This window comes from Micromonospora pisi, from assembly GCF_003633685.1.
GTDB classification, from domain to species: domain Bacteria; phylum Actinomycetota; class Actinomycetes; order Mycobacteriales; family Micromonosporaceae; genus Micromonospora_G; species Micromonospora_G pisi.
Genome location: NZ_RBKT01000001.1, coordinates 2,601,398 through 2,620,655, shown reverse-complemented (window position 1 = coordinate 2,620,655; position 19,258 = coordinate 2,601,398). Strand labels below are relative to the sequence as shown.

Here is a 19,258-nt window from a genome sequence, read left to right as displayed (position 1 = left end):
GGAACGGGGGAACGGGGGGAACGGGGGACGGGGGAGGGGGTGGGGGTCAGCGGTTGTGGCGGGCGTACTTGGCGCGGAACTTCTCCACCCGTCCGGCGGTGTCGAGCAGGCGTTGGCGGCCGGTCCAGAAGGGGTGGCTGGCGGAGGAGATCTCCACGTCGATCACCGGGTACGTGTTGCCGTCGCTCCACTCGATGGTCTTCTCGCTGTTGGCGGTGGACCGGGTGAGGAAGGCGAAGTCGGCGCTGCGGTCGCGGTAGACGACGTAGCGGTAGGCGGGGTGGATGTTCGGTTTCACTGTGGTTCGGTTCCTTCCGGTGTTGATTCCAGCTCGGGCCGCTGCCCGCCGGATTCGGGCCGCTGCCCGGCGATTTCGGGCTGCCGCCCGGCGGGATCGTGGTCGTCGCCGATGGGGAAGCAACCAGCGAACGGGTCGGGATATGCCCGCCATTCCAACTCCCCGTCGGCCAACTCGGTGTCGGTGAGCAGGCAACCGGCGAGCAGTCGGTGGATCTCCACCGGGTCGAGGTCGAGGCCGATGAAGACGAGGTGGTTGCTCCGGTCCCCGTAGTACGGATCCCAGTCCAGGTCGGCGGCGAGCCGGCGCTGCTCGCTCGCCTCGATCCAGTGTTCGGGCGGCAGGTCGACCAGCCAGCGACCCAGGGTGCCGAGGCTCAGTCCGCCGCCGGCGAACTCCCAGGCGACCGCGGTCTGTGGTTGGCTGGCCAGCCAGAGGTGGCCACGGGAGCGCAGGGCTTCCCCGGTGACCGTCTCCAGCACGTCGTGCAGCCGGGTCGGGTGGAACGGGCGGCGGGCGCGGAAGACCGCGGAGACCACGCCGGAGTCAGGCAGTGGCGCGTGTACGCCGAGCGGGTAGCCCTCGATGCCCCGGGCCAGTACGCCGGGTGTCTCCGGGCGGTGCCGGTGGGTGTGCCGAAGTTGCCCCCGCAGGGCGGTGACGTCGACCCGTCGCTGGGTGGCGGCGCTGACGTGTACGGCCCACGGCGCCATCCGGTGCAGCAGGACCGCCAGTTGCCCGGTCTCGTACGCGCCGTCGGGGGACTCGCCCCAGAGCAGGACGGTGTCGGCGTACTCGATCTGCCGGGAGATGACGTCGGCGAGTGCGCGGTCGTCCTCCTCGGCGGCCTCGATGCCGAGGGTCACCAGGTCGTCGGTGCTGCCCAGGCCGTCGAGCAGGTGTTCGGCGTCGACCACGGTCACGTACGAGTCGAAGCGGACGAGGTCGGTGACCGGCACCCCGTCGAGCAGGCAGTACGCACACGCGACGGCGACCGCCTCGGGTTCGACCACCTCGGGCAGCATCAGCATCAGGTCCCGTCCGGGCCGGGTCCGGGCCAGTCGGGCCAGGGTGGGCAGGACGTCCTCGCGCAGTGTGCACGAGACACAGCCGTGGGCCAGCGTGATCGCCTCGTCCTCGATCACCCCGGTCTGGTCGCGGACGATCCGGCGCACGGTTCCGTGCCGTACGTCGGTCAGGTCGTGCCGGACCAGCAGCAGTGTCGGGTCGTCGGCGAGCAGGGCGCGGGCCACCGCGAAGGTGGCGGAGGGCCAGAACCCGGAGAGCACGGTGACCGCCGGACGCAGGTCGGTACGGGCCTGCGGGATGCCCGCCGGGCAAGCGATGACGACATGCGGGTCCCTTCGTTCTAAATGAAAACGGTTGTCATTATAGGCACGGCCACCCCGGTCGTCGACCGGCACCCGGGGATGTAAATGAAAATGGTTTCCGTTACGGTGTGCGTCTGAGGAGGAACTACTGTGTCCAGACGATGTGATGTCACCGGCGCCGAACCGAGCTTCGGCAACGCCGTCTCCCACTCGCACCGGCGCACCCGCCGCCGGTGGAACCCCAACATCCAGAGCCACCGCTACTGGCTCGCCAGCGAACGGCGCTGGGTCCGGCTGACCCTCACCGCCAAGGCGCTGCGCACCGTCGACCGCAAGGGGATCGACGCGGTCGTCGCGGAGTTGCGGGCCCGTGGGGTGCGGCTCTGATGGCCCGCCAGACCGATGTCCGACCGGTGGTGAAGCTCAAGAGCACCGCCGGGACCGGCTACACGTACGTCACCCGCAAGAACCGTCGCAACGACCCCGACCGGCTGGTGCTGCGCAAGTACGACCCCCTGGTACGCCGGCACGTCGACTTCCGCGAGGAGCGCTGATGGCCCGGCTGAGCCTCGGCAACCGGCAGAACCGACGCACCGAACTCGTGGACCAGCACGCCGCGTTCCGCACCGAGCTCAAACGAGCGATCGTCCACCCCGACACCGAGCCGTCGGCGCGGGCCGAGGCGGTCCGCCGACTCAACCGGCTGCCCCGGGACAGCAGCCCGGTCCGGTTGCGCAACCGCGACCAGATCGACGGCCGGCCACGCGGAGTGCTGAGCCGGTTCGGCCTCTCCCGGGTCCGTTTCCGCGAACTGGCACTCCGGGCGAACTGCCCGGCGTCCGGAAGGCGTCCTGGTAGCTGAAGGAGTGACCGCGAACCACCGGGCCGTTCGGCGGACCGGCACGGTGAACAGTCGGCGTGGCGACCTCCCCGCCCCTTCTTCGGTCGCCACGCCGACGCACGGTCCGTCGGTCGGACACCGTACGACGTGATCGTGGTGAAACACGCCACGCCGTATCCCCGTACACTTGGCTGCGCCTGTAGGCCGAGTCGGAAGGGTGTCCACTCGTGATCAAATCCATGCCGGGGGTGACCCGCAACACCCGGCAGCGTGGCGAGGTCGTCGCGCTGCTCGGCGAGCTGAACGAGTTCCGCAGTGCCCAGCAGCTGCACGCCGACCTGCGCCAGCGGGGTGTCGGCGTCGGGCTGACCACGGTCTACCGGACCCTCCAGACGCTGGTCGACGCGGGCGAGATCGACGTGATGCGGCTGCCGAACGGGGAGCAGCTCTACCGTCGGTGCAGTCCCACCCATCACCACCACCTGGTCTGCCGCCACTGTGCCCGTACGGTCGAGGTCGCCGGGCCGACGGTCGAGACCTGGACCAAGCGGGTGGCCGACGAGCACGGTTTCACCGACGTCGGACACACTCTCGAGATCTTCGGCACCTGCGCCCAGTGCGCGGCCGGTGCGCAGCGGAAGGAATGACCCGCTCCGATGAGCGGGCGACTACGGGAGATCGCGCGGCAGACGGTGGAGATCGCCGAGTCCGGGCACTACCGCGATCCGGCCGGCAGGGAGATCAGCATCGCCGGGGCGGTCGCGTCGGCGGTCGCCGGGACCCGCCACTACCTGCCGGAGACTCCGCTGCCCGTGCCACCGGCGGCCGATCCGGCCGGTGCCGGCCCGGTGGTGACGGTGACCCGCGAATCCACCCTGGTCGCCGCCCGACGGCTCGCCCCGGACGCGGCCTGCCTGGTCTTCGCCTCGGCCAAGAACCCCGGCGGTGGCTTTCTCGGCGGAGCGAAGGCACAGGAGGAGAGTCTCGCCCGCGCGTCCGCGCTCTATCCCTGTCTGCGCACCGCCCCGGAGTTCTACGACTTCCACCGGGCCCAGCATGACCTGCGCTACAGCGACCGGGTGATCTACTCACCGGCGGTGCCGGTCTTCCGGGACGACAAGGGGAACCTGCTCGACCAGCCGTACCAGGTCGCCTTCCTGACCTCGGCGGCGCCGAACCTCGGCGCGATCCTGCGCAACCAGCCGGCGGACGCGGCGGGGGTGCCGGCGGTGCTGCGGCGGCGGGCGGAGCGGGTGCTCCGGGTCGCGGCGGCGCACGGCCACCGGCGGTTGGTGCTCGGGGCCTGGGGCTGCGGTGTGTTCCGCAACGACGCCGCCACGGTGGCGCGGGCGTTCGCCGGTGCACTGGCCGAGGTGGACCGCTTCGACCAGGTCGTCTTCGCGGTCTACGACAACCTGCCCGGGACCCCGGTGTACGCCGCGTTCGCGGAGGTCTTCCCGGCCGCGTCGGCCGTGGCCTCGGCCGTCCTCGAATCCTGACCCGCTACTGCTCCGGTCCGGCGAGCCCGGCCAGGGTGGCGTGGATGATGTCGCGCGCCTCCTCACCGTGCCGGGCCACCTCGCCCAACCGGTCGAAGATCCGGCCGAACCGTTCCGCGTCGACCGAGGTCTGCCAGGTCTGCTCCTCGGCCCAGGTCTCCACGGTGATGGTGTCGTCGAACATGACAAAGCCGTGCAGCGGGGCGAGCGGGAGGCGGGCGTCGACCGGGATGACGCCCAGCTCCAGGTTGTTCAGGCCGATCAGCGCGGTGAGCCGGTCGAGTTGCCCGCGCATCACGTCGACCGGACAGAGCGACATCCGCAGTACGGACTCGGTCACCAGGAACCGGAACTGCTTGCTGGAGTCGTAGAGCACCTGCTGCCGCTGTATCCGGAGCAGCAGCGCCTCCTCCAGGTCGTCGGCGGGGGCGCCGTGGAACTCGATGTTCTCGGCGAGGCGTACCCGGGCGTAGTCGGCGGTCTGGAGCAGGCCGGGCACCACGCCCAGTTCGAAGTTGCGGATCAGGGTCGCCTCGGCGGCAAGCTCCATCATGGAGCGTTGGGTGCCGGACTGGGCGGTGTCGCTCGCCCCGCGCCGCCACGCGATGTGTTCGCCACGCAGCTCCCGGAGCTGCCGCAGCAACTCGTCGACCAGGGCGTCGTCGAGCCGTACGGCGGCACCCCAGGCACGTACGTCGTCCTCGGTCGGTAGCTGCCGACCGGTCTCGATCCGGGATATCTTCGACTGGACCCAGCCCAGCCGGCCCGCCAGGTTGACGCCGGAGATGCCCTCGCGGGCACGCAGTTCCCGCAGTCTCGCCCCTAGCGCCCCACGATCGTTGCCGGTCTGGTTGCTGGACATCACCTGCTCCTAAGCTGCGCTTGGGTAGGCGTCACGGTACCGCTCATACGCCATCGCACGCTGTAAAGCAGCGACTCGACCCGCGGGCATCGGGCCGGCTCGGTGGTCGGGGGGCCGGTACGGACCCCTCGCCGGCCCGAGGGTCCGCCGGCCGGAGTCCGACCAGCCGAGGTGATCGGCTCACCGGCCAGTCATCCGGAACGTGTCCCTGGCCGGTGAGCCGATCGCCCGTGACTAGAGCGCCTTGGCGATCTCCGCCAGTACGTCGACCGGAACTTCGACCACGGTCTCGTGCGCGGGTACGTCGAGCTGGGCCAGGGCCTCCGGATCCGATACCCGCCACCCCTGGACGACGAAGGTGTCGCGGTCGGTGCGGTATAGGGATGGGCAGTTGTTCACCTGGGACAGCGCGGTCTTGCGAACGAAGGTGAGCTTCACGGCTCCACCTCTCACTCTCGGGTATGTCGCTTTTGGCCGGATGCCTGGCGACCTGCGTTGCATTATGCGGCTGCGCGATCGGCGTCCAACCAACTTTCCAGTGCGACACGGGCATCAAAACTGCCTTAACCTTAGCTCAGTCGCACATATCCGACACCTACCGTATTCATGCATGATCCATTCTCGACCGGAACTGCATGATTCACGCATAGGAACGCCGCCCCGAGGTCGTGATCAGGCCCCGGGACGGCGGTGCTGCTGGTGGGTCGGTGCGCGCGGGTCAGCGGTGGTCGTTGGCGGCGGGGATCGCCCCCACGTGCATCTTGTAGATCCATACCGGATATTCGATCGCCTGCTCGCCGCCGTTGAATTCCGCACTGCGGTTGAGCTGCGGCACCGGGATCCAGAGGTCGCCCGCACCGTCGAGCCACATCGCGTCCGCCCAGACCAGCCGGGGGTCCGCGACCAGCGTCTCCACCTCCCGCTCCGCGGTGATCGACAGGATGCGTCGCTGGTTGGCGTCGTTGAGGTAGATGACACCGTTCGCGTCGATCGCGGTCCCGCCGGTGGTCGGTGTGTCCAGCCACGTCTCGACCTGATCGGCCAACTCGCCGGGGGTGACCAGCGGATCGTCCAGCCACCGGGTGGCGATCCGGGACATCGGTCCGGACGTCGGCTGGTAGTAGAGCTGCCGGCCGTCCGGGGAGACCTCCAGTTGGTCGGCGTGGACCCGTGCCTCGCTCCCGTCGGGCGTACGCAACAGCTGGCCGTCCGCGTACATCGGGCGTTGGTCCGCCACGCTGGGGTGGTCGTCGAGCAACCGACGCAGTTCACCGGTGGAGAGGTCCAGCACGATCAGTCCCGGTTCGCCCGCGTCGGTGAGGTAGATGTGGTTGCCGTTGAACCGCAGGTCATCGAGGTAACTGCGGGGCTTGGTGATCGGCCCGAGGTCGTAGATGTCGCTCACGGTGTCGGTACTGAGGTTGACCACGATCAGGCGGGCCCCACCCGGCACGGCCGGGCTGCCGACGCCTGGTGCGCCCGCGTCGATGATCCAAAGTCGCCCGTCCGGGCCGATCCGCAACCCGTTGACCTGTACGAAGGCCTCCGTGGCCTCGGCCCCTGAGTGGGGCATGTTCCACGCCTGGTCCGGGTAGGGCACGATCTGTCCGGACGCGCTGAGTTCGGCAACCTGGACGCCGGGGCGGTCGGCGTTGGGGAAGCTGACGAAGACCCGCCCGTCGCCGCTTGTGGTCACGCCGCTCCAGGCGCGGTCGGAGCGGTAGGTGGCCTCCAGTCGAGGGTCGTTCTCGGTCGGTAGCCCGATCATGTACGCCTCCTCCCCATGCGACGCCCGGGGTGTCCGCGCGACGCACGCGGCCCGGGGTCGACAGATGGCGCGTACCCGTTGCGGGATGGCGTACCCCTGCCGGTGGCCGGGGTCAGCTCTCGGCGCAGGCCTCGTCGTTGACCGAGGTGTTGATCCGGGCCAGCAGCGTGTGCAGGGTGGCGATCTCGTCCGGGTCGAGGTGGGCCAGGAGTTCGCGCTCCACCGCGCTCATCGTGGTGTCGACCCTGGTGACCGCCGAGGTGCCGGCCTCGGTGATCGCGACGATGTGCCGTCGGCGGTCGGCCGGGTCCCGGCGTCGTTCGACCAGGTTGTCCCGTTCGAGGTCGTTGAGGATCGCCACCAGTGCGCTCGGGTCGACCTTGAGCGCCTCCATGAGGGCCTGCTGCCCGATCGGGCCGGTCTCCGCGAGGTGCATCAGGGTGATGCCCTGTCGCATGGTCAGGCCGGTAGCCTCCAGTGCCTGGCGCATCCGGGCGTTGCTGATCCCGCCGTGGCGGGCCAGCAACAGGCCGATGCGGTCCATCGCCCGCCGGGACCGGGTCTGCTCGACCGTCATGCGGGTTATGTTAGCAGAGGCAAAATGATTCGCCCTACCCAATCGTTGGCGTCGAAAAACTATCTGGTACGGTCGACGCCATGAAGCGTGGTCGCGTCGACCGGGAGGCCCCGGGCGAGCATCTGGTCAAGGAGCTGAAGTGGATCCACGGCGTACTGCGCCGTGACCTCAACCAGCTCCGGCGGCTCGCCGACGAGGTCAGCCGGGGCGCGTCGGCGAACCGGGTGCAGGCCACCGTCCGGTCGTTGCAGACCCGCAGCCCGCTCTGGCAACTCCGGGTCAACTGTCTGAGCTGGTGCCGGCTGGTGCACGGCCACCACGGCAACGAGGATGTGCGGATCTTCCCGGCCCTGCGTCGGTCCAACCCGGCGCTGATCCCGGCGGTCAACCGGCTGGAGGCCGACCATCGCCGGATCTCCGACCTGCTCGACCAGGTCGAGGCGCTGGCCAAGCTGCTCGCCAGCGACGACCGTCCGGAGACCCGCAAGCGGTTGATCCTGGCGCTGAACGACGTACGTGGCGGTCTGCTCGCCCACCTCGATCTGGAGGAGGCCACGATCATCCCGACCGTACGGCGATGGCGCGACTGGCCCCGCTGACCCCTCGCACCACTCCGCCCGTCGACCTCGTGAAGAACAGGGACCACCGTGACCGACACGCAGCACTGGCTGACCGCCCGTACCGGCCTCGTTCCCACGCCCCCGCCACAGACCCGGCACAGCACCACCGAGGTCTGGGACGAGAGCACCCGGCCGACCGCGCCCGAGCCGGACCGCGAGACACGCTTCACCGGTAGGGGGCTCTCCGCCGGCAAGCACCTGATCGAGGTGCACAACCACTACCGGGCGGAGCTCACCCGGGTACGGGACATCCTCGAACAGGTACGCGCCAACGCCATGGATGTCGGCGTGGCCCGGGGCGAGCTGAACGCGATGACGCTTCGCTCCAACAACTGGACCCTGGGTTCCATCTGTCAGTCGTACTGCCTCTCGCTGACCCAGCATCACACCATGGAGAGCGGCGGAATCTTCCCGCACCTGCGCGCCTCCGATCAGGGGCTGGCGGCGGTCATCGAACGGCTGGACCAGGAGCATCAGGTGATCCACGACGTGCTGGAGGCGGTCGACCAGGCCCTGGTGGATCTGGTGCGCCACCCGGAGGACCTGTCCGGGGTGCAGGAGGCGGTGGACGTGCTCACTGACGCGCTGCTCTCGCATCTCGCGTACGAGGAGCGTGAACTGGTCGGGCCGCTCTCCCGCTTCGGTTTCTTCGGCGGGCAGGTCTGATCGGCCGCCTGCGGGATTGAGCTGAAACAGTTCAATCCACGGAAGTTACCGGCGGTCCGGAGCTCGAGTCAATCGTTGCGGACTGCGATCTGCTAAAAGTAGGCGTCAATTCTGCGAACGCGTTGTTTTCCTTGACAGCTTCGTAACGTCCTGGATATCTTGGCCGCGGCTTATTGAAACGGTTCATCTCCTTGCGGAATCCCCCCGCTCCCTCCAGGAGGCTCCGACATGCCGCAGCTACCCCCGTCCCGATCCCGATCCGCCCGTCGTTCCGGGCGATGGCGGGCGGCACTGGCCGAGGTGGCCGTGCTCGGCAACCGCTGAGCCGGCCCGCTCCGCCCGTCCCCGCGTACACCTGTTCGTCATTGCCTGTCTGTCCTGATGGCGCAGCACCCTGCGGTTCCCGCCCTGCGCAGCGGTTCGCGCCCATTTCCCCTGGTCGGCCTCCCGGCCGGTGCCGGAGAAAGGATTCCCATGAACAGCAGAATTCGAAGGGGTCGCCGGCTGCGCCGTACGGTGGCGTTGTTGGCGGCGTTGCCGCTGGTGGTGACGGGGTTGGTCGCTCCGTCGGTGGCGGTGGCTGATCCCGGTTCGGGGTTGCGTCAGTTGGAGTTCCTGGATCGTGGCCTGGTGGCGGTGAAGGTGGACGGTGGTGTCTACCTGAGTTGGCGTTTCCTGGGTGATGAGCCGGACGATGTGGCGTACCGGGTGTACCGGGACAACAAGTTGGTCGCGACGGTGACCGGTAGCAGTAACTACACCGACGCGGCTGGTACGGCGACGTCGGCGTACCGGGTGGCGGCGATCGTGAACGGGGTGACCCGGCCGAAGTCCGCCGCCGCCACCCCGCTGTCACAGCAGTACCAGGACATCCAGCTCAAGCAGCCACCGGCGGCGATCACGCCGGTGCTCGAGACCTACCCCACCACCGTCTCGGGCAAGCAGTACGAGCCGGTGAACATGGACCTGTTGCGGCACATCCGGGAGGCGCACGAGAACCCGGCCGGGGTGACCGAGACGGAGTTCGCGGCGTTGATCGCGCCGTTCCGGACGTACTTCAACGATCCGTCGTGGGCGCCGAAGAACCCGTTCGGGACGCGTAGCACCTGGAAGGGCGGGGACCGGTACGGCATCAGCGACAAGCTCTTCGCCGAACTGGACAAGGCCTTCACCCGGTACGTCGACGAACTCGACCGGGGTCCGAAGCTCGCGTACGCCAAGAACCCGGACGGCACGCTGCGCACCAACACCGCCACCTACTCGGCCAACGACGCCAGCGTCGGCGACCTGGACGGTGACGGCAGCTACGAGCTGATCCTCAAGTGGGACCCGAGTGACAGCAAGGACTCGTCGGCGTACGGCTTCACCGCCCCGGCCATCATCGACGCGTACAAGCTCGACGGGACGCTGCTCTGGCGGGTCAACGTCGGCTACAACATCCGGGCCGGGGCGCACGACACCCAGCTCGTCGTCGCCGACTTCAACGGCGACGGCAGATCCGAGCTGATCATCAAGACCGCCGACGGCACCACCACCGGCAAGGTCCTCGCCGACGGCAGCTACCAGGTCCGCGACGTGGTCGGCGACAAGCAGGCCACCGCCGACAAAATCCAGTCGTACATCCGTGGCGGTGACGAGGCGAAACTCGACAAGTTCACCGACGCGATGAACACGTACAGCGTCTCGTGGGTGCTGCCGGGCGGCAACACCCCGCCGGAGCAGAACGTACGCCAGTGGGGCAAGGTCTACACGTACGGGCCGATCGGCACCAGCAACGAGTACCTGACCGCGTTCGACGGTGCCACCGGTCGGGTGCTCGACACGGTCGACTACGCGTTCCCGTACGGGGAGCCGAACTGGGGTGCGGCACCGGTCGACCACCGGGGCGCGTTCTTCAAGGCCGAGATCGATCCGTACTGGCAGAACCCGCAGACCCGGTGGGGCCACTTCCCGTGGGGTGACCCGCAGGGCAACCGCTCCAACCGGTTCCTCGCCGGTGTCGCCTACCTCGACGGCGTACACCCGAGCGCCATCATGGCGCGCGGTTACTACGCCAAGACCACCGTCGCCGCGTACTCCATGCGGGGTGACAAGTTGGTGCTCGGCAACACCTTCGACTCCGACCGGCTGCCCGACCCGAAGGTCGGCGAGGAGCGCGGGGTGCACAGTCTGATGGTCGCCGACGTCGACGGCGACGCCAAGGACGAGATCGTGTACGGCGCGATGGTGCTGGACGACAACCTGGCCATCAAGACGGTGGGGAACACCTGGTTCCCGTCCCCGCCGCCGGCGACCAACGTCGACCTCACCCCGCAGATCAAGAACCCGGACGAGAACGCCAAGTTCGTCTACCTGGCCCACGGCGACGCCATGCACGTCGGTGACCTCAACCCGGACCGCCCCGGTCCGGAGGTGTTCCTGGTCCAGGAGGCGTGGAACGCCTGGCAGGACGCGAAGGACCGGGCCGGTAACACGGTCGACGGGGTACGCCCCGGCGGCGGCGTCTACGACCCGGTGACCGGCGAACTGATGACCGCCTTCTACGCCGGCAAGGACAACGGCCGGGGCGCCGCCGACAACATCGACCCGAACAGTCCCGGTGCCGAATACTGGTCCAACGGGTCGGTCTACAGCGCGGTCACCGGTGAACGCCTCTACGGCGCGGGCAACCTGCCGCAGAACTTCCTTATCTACTGGGACGGCGACCTGACCCGCGAGCTGCTCGACAGCAACCGGATCTCCAAGGCGAACACGGACTACACCACCCGGCCGAGCACGGTCAACAAGACCGACCTGCTGGTGGCGACGGACGCCTCGTCGAACAACGGGAGCAAGTCGACCCCGACGCTAACCGCCGACCTGTTCGGTGACTGGCGGGAGGAGCTGGTGCTGCGGGTCGGCAACGACAAGCTCCGCCTCTACACCACCACCATCCCGACCGAGCACAAGATCCGGACCCTGATGCACGATCCGCAGTACCGCAACCAGGTCGCCTGCGAGAACATCACCTACAACCAGCCGCCGCACCCGAGTTTCTACCTCGACCCGGCGTACCCGCTCCCGGCTCGCCGTACCGACATCAACGTGGCGAAGAAGTAGCTGAGTGAAAGGAAGGGCCCCTTGTTAACGCTATGCGTTAACAAGGGGCCCTTCCTTTCACGCCACCAGCACGCCGTGCCCGATCGGGACTGCCGCGGGGGTGTGTAGAACTGGGGCAGGAGAGGGCGAAGCCGAGCGCGAACGGGATGCCGCTGGCCCGGGGGAGTACGCGGGAGCGCCAGAGCGCCACCGCGACCAGCACCGCGCCGATTTCCGGCAGGCGGGCGGGCGGCGGGGTGGGTCAGTCGCCCGAGAAACCCCAGAAGTAGATCTCCCGGGGCTGACCGGTCGGGTCGTGCAGGATGGCGCAGCGGCCGAACCAGCGCTCTTCGGCCAGATGGTTGATCGCCTCGAGGTGGTCTCGGGTGAGTCGTTCGGTGCCGGCACACCGCAGTGCCTCGGCGGGGGTCACGGGCTGGACGGTGCCGTAGTCCGGCTGCTCGCCGTCGGACACGATCTTGTACATGTCGAGGATGGAATGCGTCCCCGACTCCTGCACCCACTCGTCCTCGAACAGTTCATCGAGCGTGGCCGGGCGGTTGTCGTGGTCGCTCGCCGACTTGCCGATCTCGCCGCGCGCCCACCAGTAGTCGCCCTCGGCGAAGACCCGCTGCCGGAGATCCCGCAACGCCACCCGCAGGTCAGGCTGGTAAGGGACAAAGTAGTCCCACCCGGACGCACCCATCATTGCCTTCTTTCGTGAACCCGTCGATTGCGCGGCACCGTAACGGCCGGCACCGACGTTTCCGCTTCGCGTCCTGCGGCCGGGGGCGGCGACAATGCGGGCATGACAGCAGAGAAGTCGGCCGCGGCGATGCCCGATGCCACCTACTTCGACCAGTGGTACGCGGACATGAGCACCTCGCCGGTCCGTGACGCCATCTGGGCCCGGGCCCTCGGGTTGCCACCGCGCCTGCGCTCCACCAGCACGCTCAGCTGGCAGGGCATCGGCGAGCTGACCGAGGAGCTGAGTCTGCCGCAGGACGGCCTGTTGCTCGACATCGCCTGTGGTCGGGGTGGCTACGGCATCGAGGTCGCCCGGCGTACGGGGGCGCGGCTGGTCGGGGTGGACTTCTCGGCCGTGGCCGTGGAGCAGGCCAGGGCGGCCGGTGCCCGTCTGCTGCCCGCCGGTCGGGCCGAGTTCCGGATCGGGGCACTGGTCGCGGCCGGTCTGCCGGACGGCGTCGCGGACGGACTGATGTGTGTGGACGCGGTGCAGTTCGCCGAACCTCCGCTCGCCGCGTTGCGTGAGTTCCGGCGGCTGCTGGCTCCGGGGGGTCGCCTCGCCGTCACCTGTTGGGAGGTGGTCGACCCGTCGGACGAACGGATTCCGTCCCGCCTGCACCAGGTGGACCTTCGGCGGGACCTGCCGGAGGCCGGCTTTGTCGAGGTGGAGGTGCGCGATGTGCCCGAGTGGCGTCGGGCCGAGCGGGAAATGTGGGAGGAGGTGGTCGCGGTGGTCGACTCGGACCAGGCGATGCGGTCGCTCCAGGCGGAGGGGCGGCGCTCACTGGAGATGTTCGATTCGATCCGGCGAGTGTTCGCGACCGCCACCGCTCCCTGATCCGTGCCCTTGCTTGCGTCCAGGGATGACCGTCACTAACCTGCAACCGAATGGTTGTACGTCAGTGGGACGGTTGCCGTCCGTAGCTGAGGCGCGCGTACCCGCGATTCGATCGGAAGGACACCAGGGATGCGAAAGCTGATCGTGAACACCTTCTTGACCCTCGACGGCGTCATGCACGCCCCCGGCGGGCCGGGGGAGGACGACGAGGGCGGCTTCGCGTACGGCGGCTGGTCGGTGAACTACTGGGACGAGCGGATGGGCGAGGTCATGGGCGCGTCGATGACACCGCCGTTCGACCTCATCCTGGGGCGCAAGACCTACGACATCTTCGCCGCGCACTGGCCGAACGCCCCGGAGGACGCCGCCTCCAAGGCACTGAACGGCGCCACCAAGTACGTCGCCTCGCGCAGCCGTCCGGAGCTGAAGTGGCGCAACTCCGTCCTGATCGAGGGTGACGTGGCCGAGGCGGTGGCGGCGCTCAAGCAGGGTGACGGGCCGGAGCTACAGGTGCACGGCAGTGGAAATCTGATGCAGACGCTGCTGCGCCACGGCCTCGTCGACGAGTACCGCCTCTGGATCTTCCCGCTGGTGGTCGGGTCGGGCAAGCGACTCTTCGCCGAGGGCACCGTGCCCGCCGGGCTGAAGCTCGTCGACAGCAGCGTCTCCTCCACCGGCGTCATCATGACCAGATACGAGCCGGCGGGCGAGATCGTCACCGGCTCGTTCGCGCTGGACTGACTCCGCCTCGCTCCCCGTCGGTGCGGGTTCCAATCATCGTGGGATCGGCGCCCGCACCACGGGGCGCTGCGCCGGTTGCGGTACGGCCGGCTCCGGCTCGGTCTCGGCGGAGGCGGGCGCAGCCGTGGACCGGGCGGGGATCAGCAGCAGCGCCACCAGGTCCTGCCAGACGTGCACCACGATCGCGAGCAGGAGGCTGCCCGAGATCAGGTACAGCGCGGTGAAGACGCTGCCGGAGTAGGCGATGCCGAGCAGCGCGAGGCGGCCCTGATAGGTGTGTGCGGCCACGAAGAGCAACAGGCTGGCCACCACAACCAGCAGCTTCGGTAGGTCGTACACCAGCACGCCGGCTGCGATGAACAAACCCCGGTAGACCGCCTCTTCGGTGATGCCGGCGGTGAGCGAGACCGCGACCGCGAGCCGGCGCTCGTGCGTCGTCCGGGGCATGATCGAGGCCGACCGGGCGCGGCTGGCATAGACGTGTCCGCGACGCATCCGGTGTCGGGCGAGCAGGCCGCCGAGCCCGAGCGCCACCACCATCGCCGCCGCGAAGAGGTAGTCGAGGCCGTCACCGTTCGGCCAGGCCCAACCGACGTCGGCGGCGGTCAGGTCGGCGCTGGTGAGGACGATGACCGGGACCAGGGCCGCTACCGCCCACGAGGTCACCATGAACCGGCGGTAGAACCTGCCCCGCGCCTCCGGTATGGCGTTGAGGTGCTGGTGGAACCGGTCGCGGTACCTCGTACCCCGGATCACCGCCGCCAGTTTGAACGCCAGCAGCGCCACGATCAGGATGTGTGTCGTCACTTCGAGGGCCCGGTCCACGAACGACGATCATGCTCGCGGGCAAGGGTGATGGCAAGCCTCGATGCGCCGGGTCAGACGATGCGCAGCCGGCGCGGCGGCGGGTCGTTGATCCAGCCGATGAAGCGGGCCTCGACCTGCTTGGCGCTCAACTCGGGCAGTGCGGGGGCCGCCTTGTCGCGGAAGTGACGCATGAACGCGGCGAGCCGGTGCGGGTCGTCCGGGTAGAGCAACCGCATCCGCCGTCGGAAGATCGGGCACGGCCACGCCTCGCCGTCGTCGCGGCAGCGCCAGTCGTCGCCGGGGCGGTGCGGGGCGCTCAGGTCGTCGTCGGGCTCGGTCACGTCGGCGCTCCCTCCTTCGCGGTCGCGGATCCATGATCAGGGTTGTCGCCGCGACGGGGATCAGACGTCCAGCCGATGCATCCATAGTGGACGCAACGGTAGACGCGGTGCCGGGGTGAAGATCAAGGGCTTGGTCACACCTCGCGAGAACGCCTGGTACGTAGACAGGACCTGGCGCGACGTACCCGGGGAGTGCCTTGAGTATTCGAGTGGGGAGGACGACCGCCGGTCACTGCCCGCCGTACGGCTTGCGCCAGGTCATGATCTCGGTTGGTGGGTCCAGGCCGAGGGCTGTGGCCAGTGTCTGGGCGAAGCCCGGTGCGTACGGCAGCCGGCCGGGCCCGTAGTACGCCGCGCTTCCCCGGAACAGGGTGCTGTCCCACTGCCAGCCGTCCGGCATGTCAATCTCCCTGTCTGGTCGGGCGGTAGAAGATGTCCGGCCCGAGCTCGTCCTCACTCCGACCTGTGCGGTGGGTGTCCGGACGGCACCCCACCCGACCATAGGGGATGGCACCCGGCGAGGCGGATGTAAGGGGACCGGTCAGGCGAGGACGGTCGCGGCCAGGGCCAGGACCGAGCCGGCGAAGACCACGGTGTGTCGAACGTTCTGCAGGACGGGCACCCAGGAGGGGAAGCCGCTCTCGGCCGCCTTCAGCAGGGCCGGTACGTCGATCCGCCCGAGCATCGGGTCGCCCTTGCGGGCGAACGCGGTCCGCACCGATGTCACGGCGGTCTCGTGGCCGCTGGCGTCGAAGCTGAGCTTGTTTTCCCTCAGGACGCTGACCGGTACCCCGGTACCCCTCCTCCCGTATGAAACGGTTCATGATTGATCTTCGCCCTGCGTATCGGCCGGACGGTCGGGCCTGCCCTACCCGGACGACCCGGTCAGCCCTACCGGCAACCGGGGTGTGAGCTGGATCGATCCCGGGCCGCCCGGCTCATAGCGTCGAACCATGACCATGACGCCCGTTCCCTCGCCGCCGGCCCGGCCGGACCCGTACGCCGGACCACGACGCAGGCCCGCCGGCAACGTCGCCGCGCGGATCGCCGGCTGGAGCGCCCGGCACCGCACCACGGCCATCCTCGGCTGGCTGCTGTTCGTGATCGCGGCGACCGCGCTCAGCGCCGTGATCGGCACCGTCAACGCCGCCGACAGCCAGTACGGCCACGGCGACTCCGGTCGGGCCACCGATCTCATCGCCGCCGCCGGTTTCCCCGACCGGGCCGGGGAGATGGTGCTGATCCGTGGCGACTCACTCGACGTGGACGCACCCGCGTTCCGGGAGGCGATCGCCGCCACCGTCACCGCGGTCGAGGGGACCGGCCTGGCGGAGAACGTCAACGCCGACACCGTCTCGGCCGACCGGCACGCCGCGCTGGTCACCTTCGACCTCACCGGGCCGGCCGACACCGCCGCCGACCGGGTCGGTCCCGTACGCGACGCCGTTGCCGGCGTACAACGGGAGCATCCGGACCTGCTGGTCGCCCAGACCGGAGACGCGAGCATCGACGAGTCGATCGGCACCATCCTGACCGGCGACATGCACCGGTTGTCGCTGCTCTCCATCCCGGTGACGCTCGGCATCCTGATCGTGGCGTTCGGCGCGCTGCTCGCCGCCGTACTCCCGATGGGCCTGGCCCTGACCGCGTTCGCCGCCTCGATCGGCCTGCTCGCGGCGGCCAGCCGGCTGGTCCCCGCGGTCGACACCACGATGCACCTGATGCTGCTGATGGGTCTCGCCGTCGGCGTCGACTACTGCCTGTTCTACCTGCGCCGGGAACGGGAGGAAAGGGCACAGGGCGCCGACCCCGAACGGGCGCTGGCGATCGCGGCGGCCACCTCCGGCCGCGCGGTGCTGATCTCCGCCCTGACCGTCATCGTCGCGACCGCCGGCATGTTCCTGACCCGGGACACCGTCTTCAACAGCCTCGCCACCGGCACCATCCTGGTCGTCGCGATCGCCGCCCTCGGCTCGCTCACCGTGCTGCCGGCGGTGCTGTCGAAGCTGGGCGACCGGATCGACCTCGGACGGGTGCCGGGCCTCTACCAGCGCGGGTCGACCGGACGCGGCTGGAGCCACTTCCTCGGCGTGGTGCTCCGGCGGCCAGGGCTGGCCGCCGTCCTCGCCACGACCACACTGCTCGCCCTGGCCGTGCCGGCGCTCGGCATGCGGACCGCCGAGGAGGACATCACCTCGCTGAAGGGCTCCTCCCCGGCGCTGGCCACCTTCCTCCAGGTCCAGACCGCCTTCCCCGGCGGCGGCGACCCGGCGCTGATCACCGTACGGGCCGACGACGTGACCAGCCCTGCGGTCACCGGCGTCATCGACGACATCAAGACCCGTGGACTGGCCTCCGGCGCACTGCACGAGCCGGTGACGGTCGAGGTGAACCCGGACCGTACGGTCGCGATCGTCAGCGCCGGCCTCTCCGGCTCCGGCATCGACGCCACCTCCGAGCAGGCGGTACGGACGGTGCGCGACGACGTCCTCCCGGGCGCCCTCGCCGGCGTCGCCGGTGCGGAGGCGCTGATGACCGGGCGGGCGGCCGACTCGGTCGACTACAACGACGCGATGGGACGCAGCGCCCCGCTGGTCTTCGGGTTCGTGCTCGGGCTGGCGTTCCTGCTGCTGCTCGTCTCGTTCCGGTCACTGGTGGTCGCGTTCACCGCGATAGCGCTCAACCTGCTCTCCGTCGCCGCCGCGTACGGCCTCCTGGTCCTGGTCTTCCAGCACGGCTGGGGTGAGGGACCGCTCGGCTTCGAGTCCAGTGGGTCGATCACGAACTGGGTGCCGCTCTTCCTCTTCGTGATCCTGTTCGGGCTCTCGATGGACTACCACGTCTTCGTGCTCAGCCGGATCCGCGAAGGACACGACCGGGGCTGGCCGACCAAGCTCGCGGTCTCCCGAGGCATCCGGAGCACCGCAGGGGTGATCACCAGTGCCGCGCTGGTGATGGTCGCGGTCTTCGGGCTCTTCACCACCGGGTCGCTGGTATCGATGAAGGAGCTCGGTTTCGGTCTGGCTGTTGCGGTGCTGATCGACGCGACCATCGTCCGGGCCGTGCTGCTCCCCTCGGTGATGGTCCTGCTCCGGGAGCGGAACTGGTATCTGCCCGGGTGGCTCGGCTGGCTGCCCAGCCTCTCCCACGGCGACCCGGCGGTCCCGCAGCCCGTCGTAGCGGTGCGCGTTCCGGAGCCGGAGCCGGTGAGGGCCTAGACGCCGGTTAGGAAGGGCCCCTTCCTATACAGAAAGCGATAACAAGGGGCCCTTCCTTACACCGGAGTCAGGTCACCAGTGGTCGCCGGGCTGGCGCGGGGTGCCGTAGAGGGTGCCCCGCTCGGCGCGGGCCTGGGCGACCGGATCGGCCTGACCCGGATACCCGGCGTACGGGTCCGCCGCCGGCTGTGCGTCCCACGGCTGCCCGTGCCAGGGCTGCTCCGGTTCGTCCGCCTCCTCCGGTGCCAGCTTCGCCTGCCTGGCGCGGCGTACGCGGGTGACGATGAAGTAACCGACCGCGATCACGCAGACCGCGATCACGATGTTCTGGAGTACGCCGACGTAACTCTCGACCACGTGCCAGTTCTCGCCGAGGAAGTAACCGGCCAGCACGAAGACGGTGTTCCAGATCAGGCTGCCCAGCGCGGTGAAGAGCAGGAACGTCGTGACCCGCATCCGTTCCACCCCGGCCGGGATGGAGATGAGGCTGCGGAAGACCGGGATCATCCGGCCGAAGAAGACCGCCTGGACCCCGTGCTTCAGGAACCACGCCTCGGTCCGGTCGACGTCGGCGAGCTTCACCAACGGCAGTTTCGCGGCGATCGCGCGTACCCGGTCCCGGCCGAGCAACGCACCGACGTAGTAGAGCGCGAGCGCGCCGACCACCGAACCGATGGTGGTCCAGATGATCGCGCTGAACAGGCTCAGGTTGCCCTGGCTCGCGGTGAACCCGGCCAGCGGCAGGATCACCTCGCTCGGGATGGGCGGGAAGAGGTTCTCCAGGGCGACCGCCAGCCCGGCACCGGGACCACCGAGGGTCTCCATCAGGCCGGTGACAAAACCCACGATCCCGCCCGAATCAGGCTCTGGGGTGGCGGCGAGCAACGAGCTGGTGTAATCCCAGGTTCGATTCACGGGAAAGACGTTACGGGGCCATTCTGAGCGTCACCATGCGGTGGGCCGCCAGGTCCGCCGGGCGAACCGCAGGTGCCGGCATGCGGAAAACCACACCCGTCGGGCCCCTCC

22 protein-coding genes and 1 pseudogene are annotated in these 19,258 nt (G+C 69.2%); 11 read left to right on the top strand and 12 right to left on the bottom strand.

Annotated features, from left to right (window positions below):
• Positions 1–46: 46 nt before the first annotated feature.
• Both BDK92_RS10610 and BDK92_RS10605 read right to left on the bottom strand, forming a co-directional pair.
• Entirely contained in the window at positions 47–298 is a 252-nt protein-coding gene (locus tag BDK92_RS10610) for a type B 50S ribosomal protein L31 (RefSeq protein ID WP_121156561.1), read from the bottom strand.
• Positions 295–1,644, bottom strand: coding sequence for a CobW family GTP-binding protein (locus BDK92_RS10605; RefSeq protein ID WP_246017505.1), 1,350 nt, complete (start codon positions 1,642–1,644; stop codon positions 295–297). Before BDK92_RS10605 ends, BDK92_RS10610 begins: the two co-directional genes overlap by 4 nt.
• 135 nt (positions 1,645–1,779) lie before the next feature.
• On the opposite strand from BDK92_RS10605, the gene rpmB reads away from it, so the two are divergent.
• The 5 genes and pseudogenes from rpmB (at position 1,780) to BDK92_RS10580 (ending at position 3,969) form a co-directional block, all read left to right on the top strand.
• Complete coding sequence (gene rpmB, locus BDK92_RS10600) at positions 1,780–2,016, top strand: 50S ribosomal protein L28 (protein WP_121156559.1); 237 nt, start codon at positions 1,780–1,782, stop codon at positions 2,014–2,016.
• On the top strand, positions 2,016–2,183 hold the full coding sequence (gene rpmG, locus BDK92_RS10595; protein ID WP_121156558.1) for a 50S ribosomal protein L33: 168 nt from the start codon (positions 2,016–2,018) through the stop codon (positions 2,181–2,183). The genes rpmB and rpmG overlap by 1 nt, the downstream gene beginning before the upstream one ends.
• Positions 2,183–2,487: pseudogene (gene rpsN / locus BDK92_RS10590) on the top strand (30S ribosomal protein S14). Before rpmG ends, rpsN begins: the two are co-directional and overlap by 1 nt.
• Positions 2,488–2,709: 222 nt before the next feature.
• Positions 2,710–3,117, top strand: a complete 408-nt coding sequence (locus BDK92_RS10585) for a Fur family transcriptional regulator (RefSeq protein ID WP_121156557.1) — start codon at positions 2,710–2,712, stop codon at positions 3,115–3,117.
• Positions 3,118–3,126: 9 nt separating this feature from the next.
• Positions 3,127–3,969 (top strand): TIGR02452 family protein, encoded by an 843-nt coding sequence (locus tag BDK92_RS10580; RefSeq protein ID WP_121156556.1) that lies wholly within the window; start codon positions 3,127–3,129, stop codon positions 3,967–3,969.
• A 4-nt stretch (positions 3,970–3,973) separates the two neighbouring features.
• Here the strand turns inward: BDK92_RS10580 and BDK92_RS10575 are convergent, their stop codons facing one another.
• The 4 genes from BDK92_RS10575 to BDK92_RS10560 all read right to left on the bottom strand — a co-directional run bounded on the left by BDK92_RS10575 (position 3,974) and on the right by BDK92_RS10560 (position 7,176).
• A complete protein-coding gene (locus tag BDK92_RS10575; RefSeq protein WP_121156555.1) occupies positions 3,974–4,831 on the bottom strand; it encodes a helix-turn-helix domain-containing protein in 858 nt (285 codons plus the stop codon).
• Positions 4,832–5,065: 234 nt separating this feature from the next.
• Positions 5,066–5,269 carry a hypothetical protein gene (locus BDK92_RS10570; protein ID WP_121156554.1) on the bottom strand — a complete coding sequence of 68 codons (204 nt, stop codon included), beginning with the start codon at positions 5,267–5,269 and terminating at the stop codon, positions 5,066–5,068.
• Between the two features lie 280 nt (positions 5,270–5,549).
• Positions 5,550–6,599 carry an L-dopachrome tautomerase-related protein gene (locus BDK92_RS10565; protein ID WP_121156553.1) on the bottom strand — a complete coding sequence of 350 codons (1,050 nt, stop codon included), beginning with the start codon at positions 6,597–6,599 and terminating at the stop codon, positions 5,550–5,552.
• 112 nt (positions 6,600–6,711) lie between these two features.
• Complete coding sequence (locus BDK92_RS10560) at positions 6,712–7,176, bottom strand: MarR family winged helix-turn-helix transcriptional regulator (protein WP_121156552.1); 465 nt, start codon at positions 7,174–7,176, stop codon at positions 6,712–6,714.
• Positions 7,177–7,256: 80 nt separating this feature from the next.
• Here BDK92_RS10560 and BDK92_RS10555 point away from each other — a divergent pair, with 80 nt between their 5' ends.
• The 3 genes from BDK92_RS10555 (at position 7,257) to BDK92_RS40775 (ending at position 11,561) form a co-directional block, all read left to right on the top strand.
• A complete protein-coding gene (locus BDK92_RS10555; RefSeq protein ID WP_121156551.1) occupies positions 7,257–7,775 on the top strand; it encodes a hemerythrin domain-containing protein in 519 nt (172 codons plus the stop codon).
• Between the two features lie 48 nt (positions 7,776–7,823).
• Complete coding sequence (locus BDK92_RS10550) at positions 7,824–8,462, top strand: hemerythrin domain-containing protein (RefSeq protein WP_121156550.1); 639 nt, start codon at positions 7,824–7,826, stop codon at positions 8,460–8,462.
• A 474-nt stretch (positions 8,463–8,936) separates the two neighbouring features.
• On the top strand, positions 8,937–11,561 hold the full coding sequence (locus BDK92_RS40775) for a rhamnogalacturonan lyase (protein WP_170208542.1): 2,625 nt from the start codon (positions 8,937–8,939) through the stop codon (positions 11,559–11,561).
• Between the two features lie 241 nt (positions 11,562–11,802).
• On the opposite strand, the gene BDK92_RS10540 is transcribed toward BDK92_RS40775, so the two are convergent.
• Positions 11,803–12,246 carry a hypothetical protein gene (locus tag BDK92_RS10540; protein ID WP_121161935.1) on the bottom strand — a complete coding sequence of 148 codons (444 nt, stop codon included), beginning with the start codon at positions 12,244–12,246 and terminating at the stop codon, positions 11,803–11,805.
• A 102-nt stretch (positions 12,247–12,348) separates the two neighbouring features.
• Between BDK92_RS10540 and BDK92_RS10535 the strand changes: the two genes are divergently transcribed.
• Positions 12,349–13,125, top strand: coding sequence for a class I SAM-dependent methyltransferase (locus BDK92_RS10535; protein WP_121156549.1), 777 nt, complete (start codon positions 12,349–12,351; stop codon positions 13,123–13,125).
• A 129-nt stretch (positions 13,126–13,254) separates the two neighbouring features.
• Positions 13,255–13,866 (top strand): dihydrofolate reductase family protein, encoded by a 612-nt coding sequence (locus BDK92_RS10530; RefSeq protein ID WP_121156548.1) that lies wholly within the window; start codon positions 13,255–13,257, stop codon positions 13,864–13,866.
• A 33-nt stretch (positions 13,867–13,899) separates the two neighbouring features.
• Here the strand turns inward: BDK92_RS10530 and BDK92_RS10525 are convergent, their stop codons facing one another.
• The 4 genes from BDK92_RS10525 to BDK92_RS10510 all read right to left on the bottom strand — a co-directional run bounded on the left by BDK92_RS10525 (position 13,900) and on the right by BDK92_RS10510 (position 15,741).
• Positions 13,900–14,691, bottom strand: coding sequence for a CPBP family intramembrane glutamic endopeptidase (locus BDK92_RS10525; protein WP_121156547.1), 792 nt, complete (start codon positions 14,689–14,691; stop codon positions 13,900–13,902).
• A 53-nt stretch (positions 14,692–14,744) separates the two neighbouring features.
• Complete coding sequence (locus BDK92_RS10520) at positions 14,745–15,014, bottom strand: hypothetical protein (RefSeq protein ID WP_121156546.1); 270 nt, start codon at positions 15,012–15,014, stop codon at positions 14,745–14,747.
• 229 nt (positions 15,015–15,243) lie between these two features.
• Positions 15,244–15,414, bottom strand: coding sequence for a hypothetical protein (locus BDK92_RS10515; protein WP_246016948.1), 171 nt, complete (start codon positions 15,412–15,414; stop codon positions 15,244–15,246).
• A gap of 141 nt (positions 15,415–15,555) precedes the next feature.
• Positions 15,556–15,741 carry a hypothetical protein gene (locus tag BDK92_RS10510; protein ID WP_211349171.1) on the bottom strand — a complete coding sequence of 62 codons (186 nt, stop codon included), beginning with the start codon at positions 15,739–15,741 and terminating at the stop codon, positions 15,556–15,558.
• A 226-nt stretch (positions 15,742–15,967) separates the two neighbouring features.
• Between BDK92_RS10510 and BDK92_RS10505 the strand changes: the two genes are divergently transcribed.
• Positions 15,968–18,232 (top strand): MMPL family transporter, encoded by a 2,265-nt coding sequence (locus BDK92_RS10505; RefSeq protein ID WP_246016947.1) that lies wholly within the window; start codon positions 15,968–15,970, stop codon positions 18,230–18,232.
• A 72-nt stretch (positions 18,233–18,304) separates the two neighbouring features.
• On the opposite strand, the gene BDK92_RS10500 is transcribed toward BDK92_RS10505, so the two are convergent.
• Positions 18,305–19,147 carry a DedA family protein gene (locus BDK92_RS10500; protein WP_425462220.1) on the bottom strand — a complete coding sequence of 281 codons (843 nt, stop codon included), beginning with the start codon at positions 19,145–19,147 and terminating at the stop codon, positions 18,305–18,307.
• Between the last annotated feature and the right edge of the window lie 111 nt (positions 19,148–19,258).

What these genes read in the sequence shown, in the direction of transcription:
- rpmG (WP_121156558.1), top strand. Translation starts at nt 2,016, where the DNA reads ATGGCCCGCCAGACCGATGTCCGACCGGTGGTGAAGCTCAAGAGCACC.
- BDK92_RS10585 (WP_121156557.1), top strand. Translation starts at nt 2,710, where the DNA reads ATGCCGGGGGTGACCCGCAACACCCGGCAGCGTGGCGAGGTCGTCGCG.
- BDK92_RS10580 (WP_121156556.1), top strand. Translation starts at nt 3,127, where the DNA reads ATGAGCGGGCGACTACGGGAGATCGCGCGGCAGACGGTGGAGATCGCC.
- BDK92_RS10575 (WP_121156555.1), bottom strand. Translation starts at nt 4,831, where the DNA reads ATGTCCAGCAACCAGACCGGCAACGATCGTGGGGCGCTAGGGGCGAGA.
- BDK92_RS10565 (WP_121156553.1), bottom strand. Translation starts at nt 6,599, where the DNA reads ATGATCGGGCTACCGACCGAGAACGACCCTCGACTGGAGGCCACCTAC.
- BDK92_RS10560 (WP_121156552.1), bottom strand. Translation starts at nt 7,176, where the DNA reads ATGACGGTCGAGCAGACCCGGTCCCGGCGGGCGATGGACCGCATCGGC.
- BDK92_RS10555 (WP_121156551.1), top strand. Translation starts at nt 7,257, where the DNA reads ATGAAGCGTGGTCGCGTCGACCGGGAGGCCCCGGGCGAGCATCTGGTC.
- BDK92_RS40775 (WP_170208542.1), top strand. Translation starts at nt 8,937, where the DNA reads ATGAACAGCAGAATTCGAAGGGGTCGCCGGCTGCGCCGTACGGTGGCG.
- BDK92_RS10540 (WP_121161935.1), bottom strand. Translation starts at nt 12,246, where the DNA reads ATGGGTGCGTCCGGGTGGGACTACTTTGTCCCTTACCAGCCTGACCTG.
- BDK92_RS10535 (WP_121156549.1), top strand. Translation starts at nt 12,349, where the DNA reads ATGACAGCAGAGAAGTCGGCCGCGGCGATGCCCGATGCCACCTACTTC.
- BDK92_RS10530 (WP_121156548.1), top strand. Translation starts at nt 13,255, where the DNA reads ATGCGAAAGCTGATCGTGAACACCTTCTTGACCCTCGACGGCGTCATG.
- BDK92_RS10515 (WP_246016948.1), bottom strand. Translation starts at nt 15,414, where the DNA reads ATGCCGGACGGCTGGCAGTGGGACAGCACCCTGTTCCGGGGAAGCGCG.
- BDK92_RS10505 (WP_246016947.1), top strand. Translation starts at nt 15,968, where the DNA reads ATGACCATGACGCCCGTTCCCTCGCCGCCGGCCCGGCCGGACCCGTAC.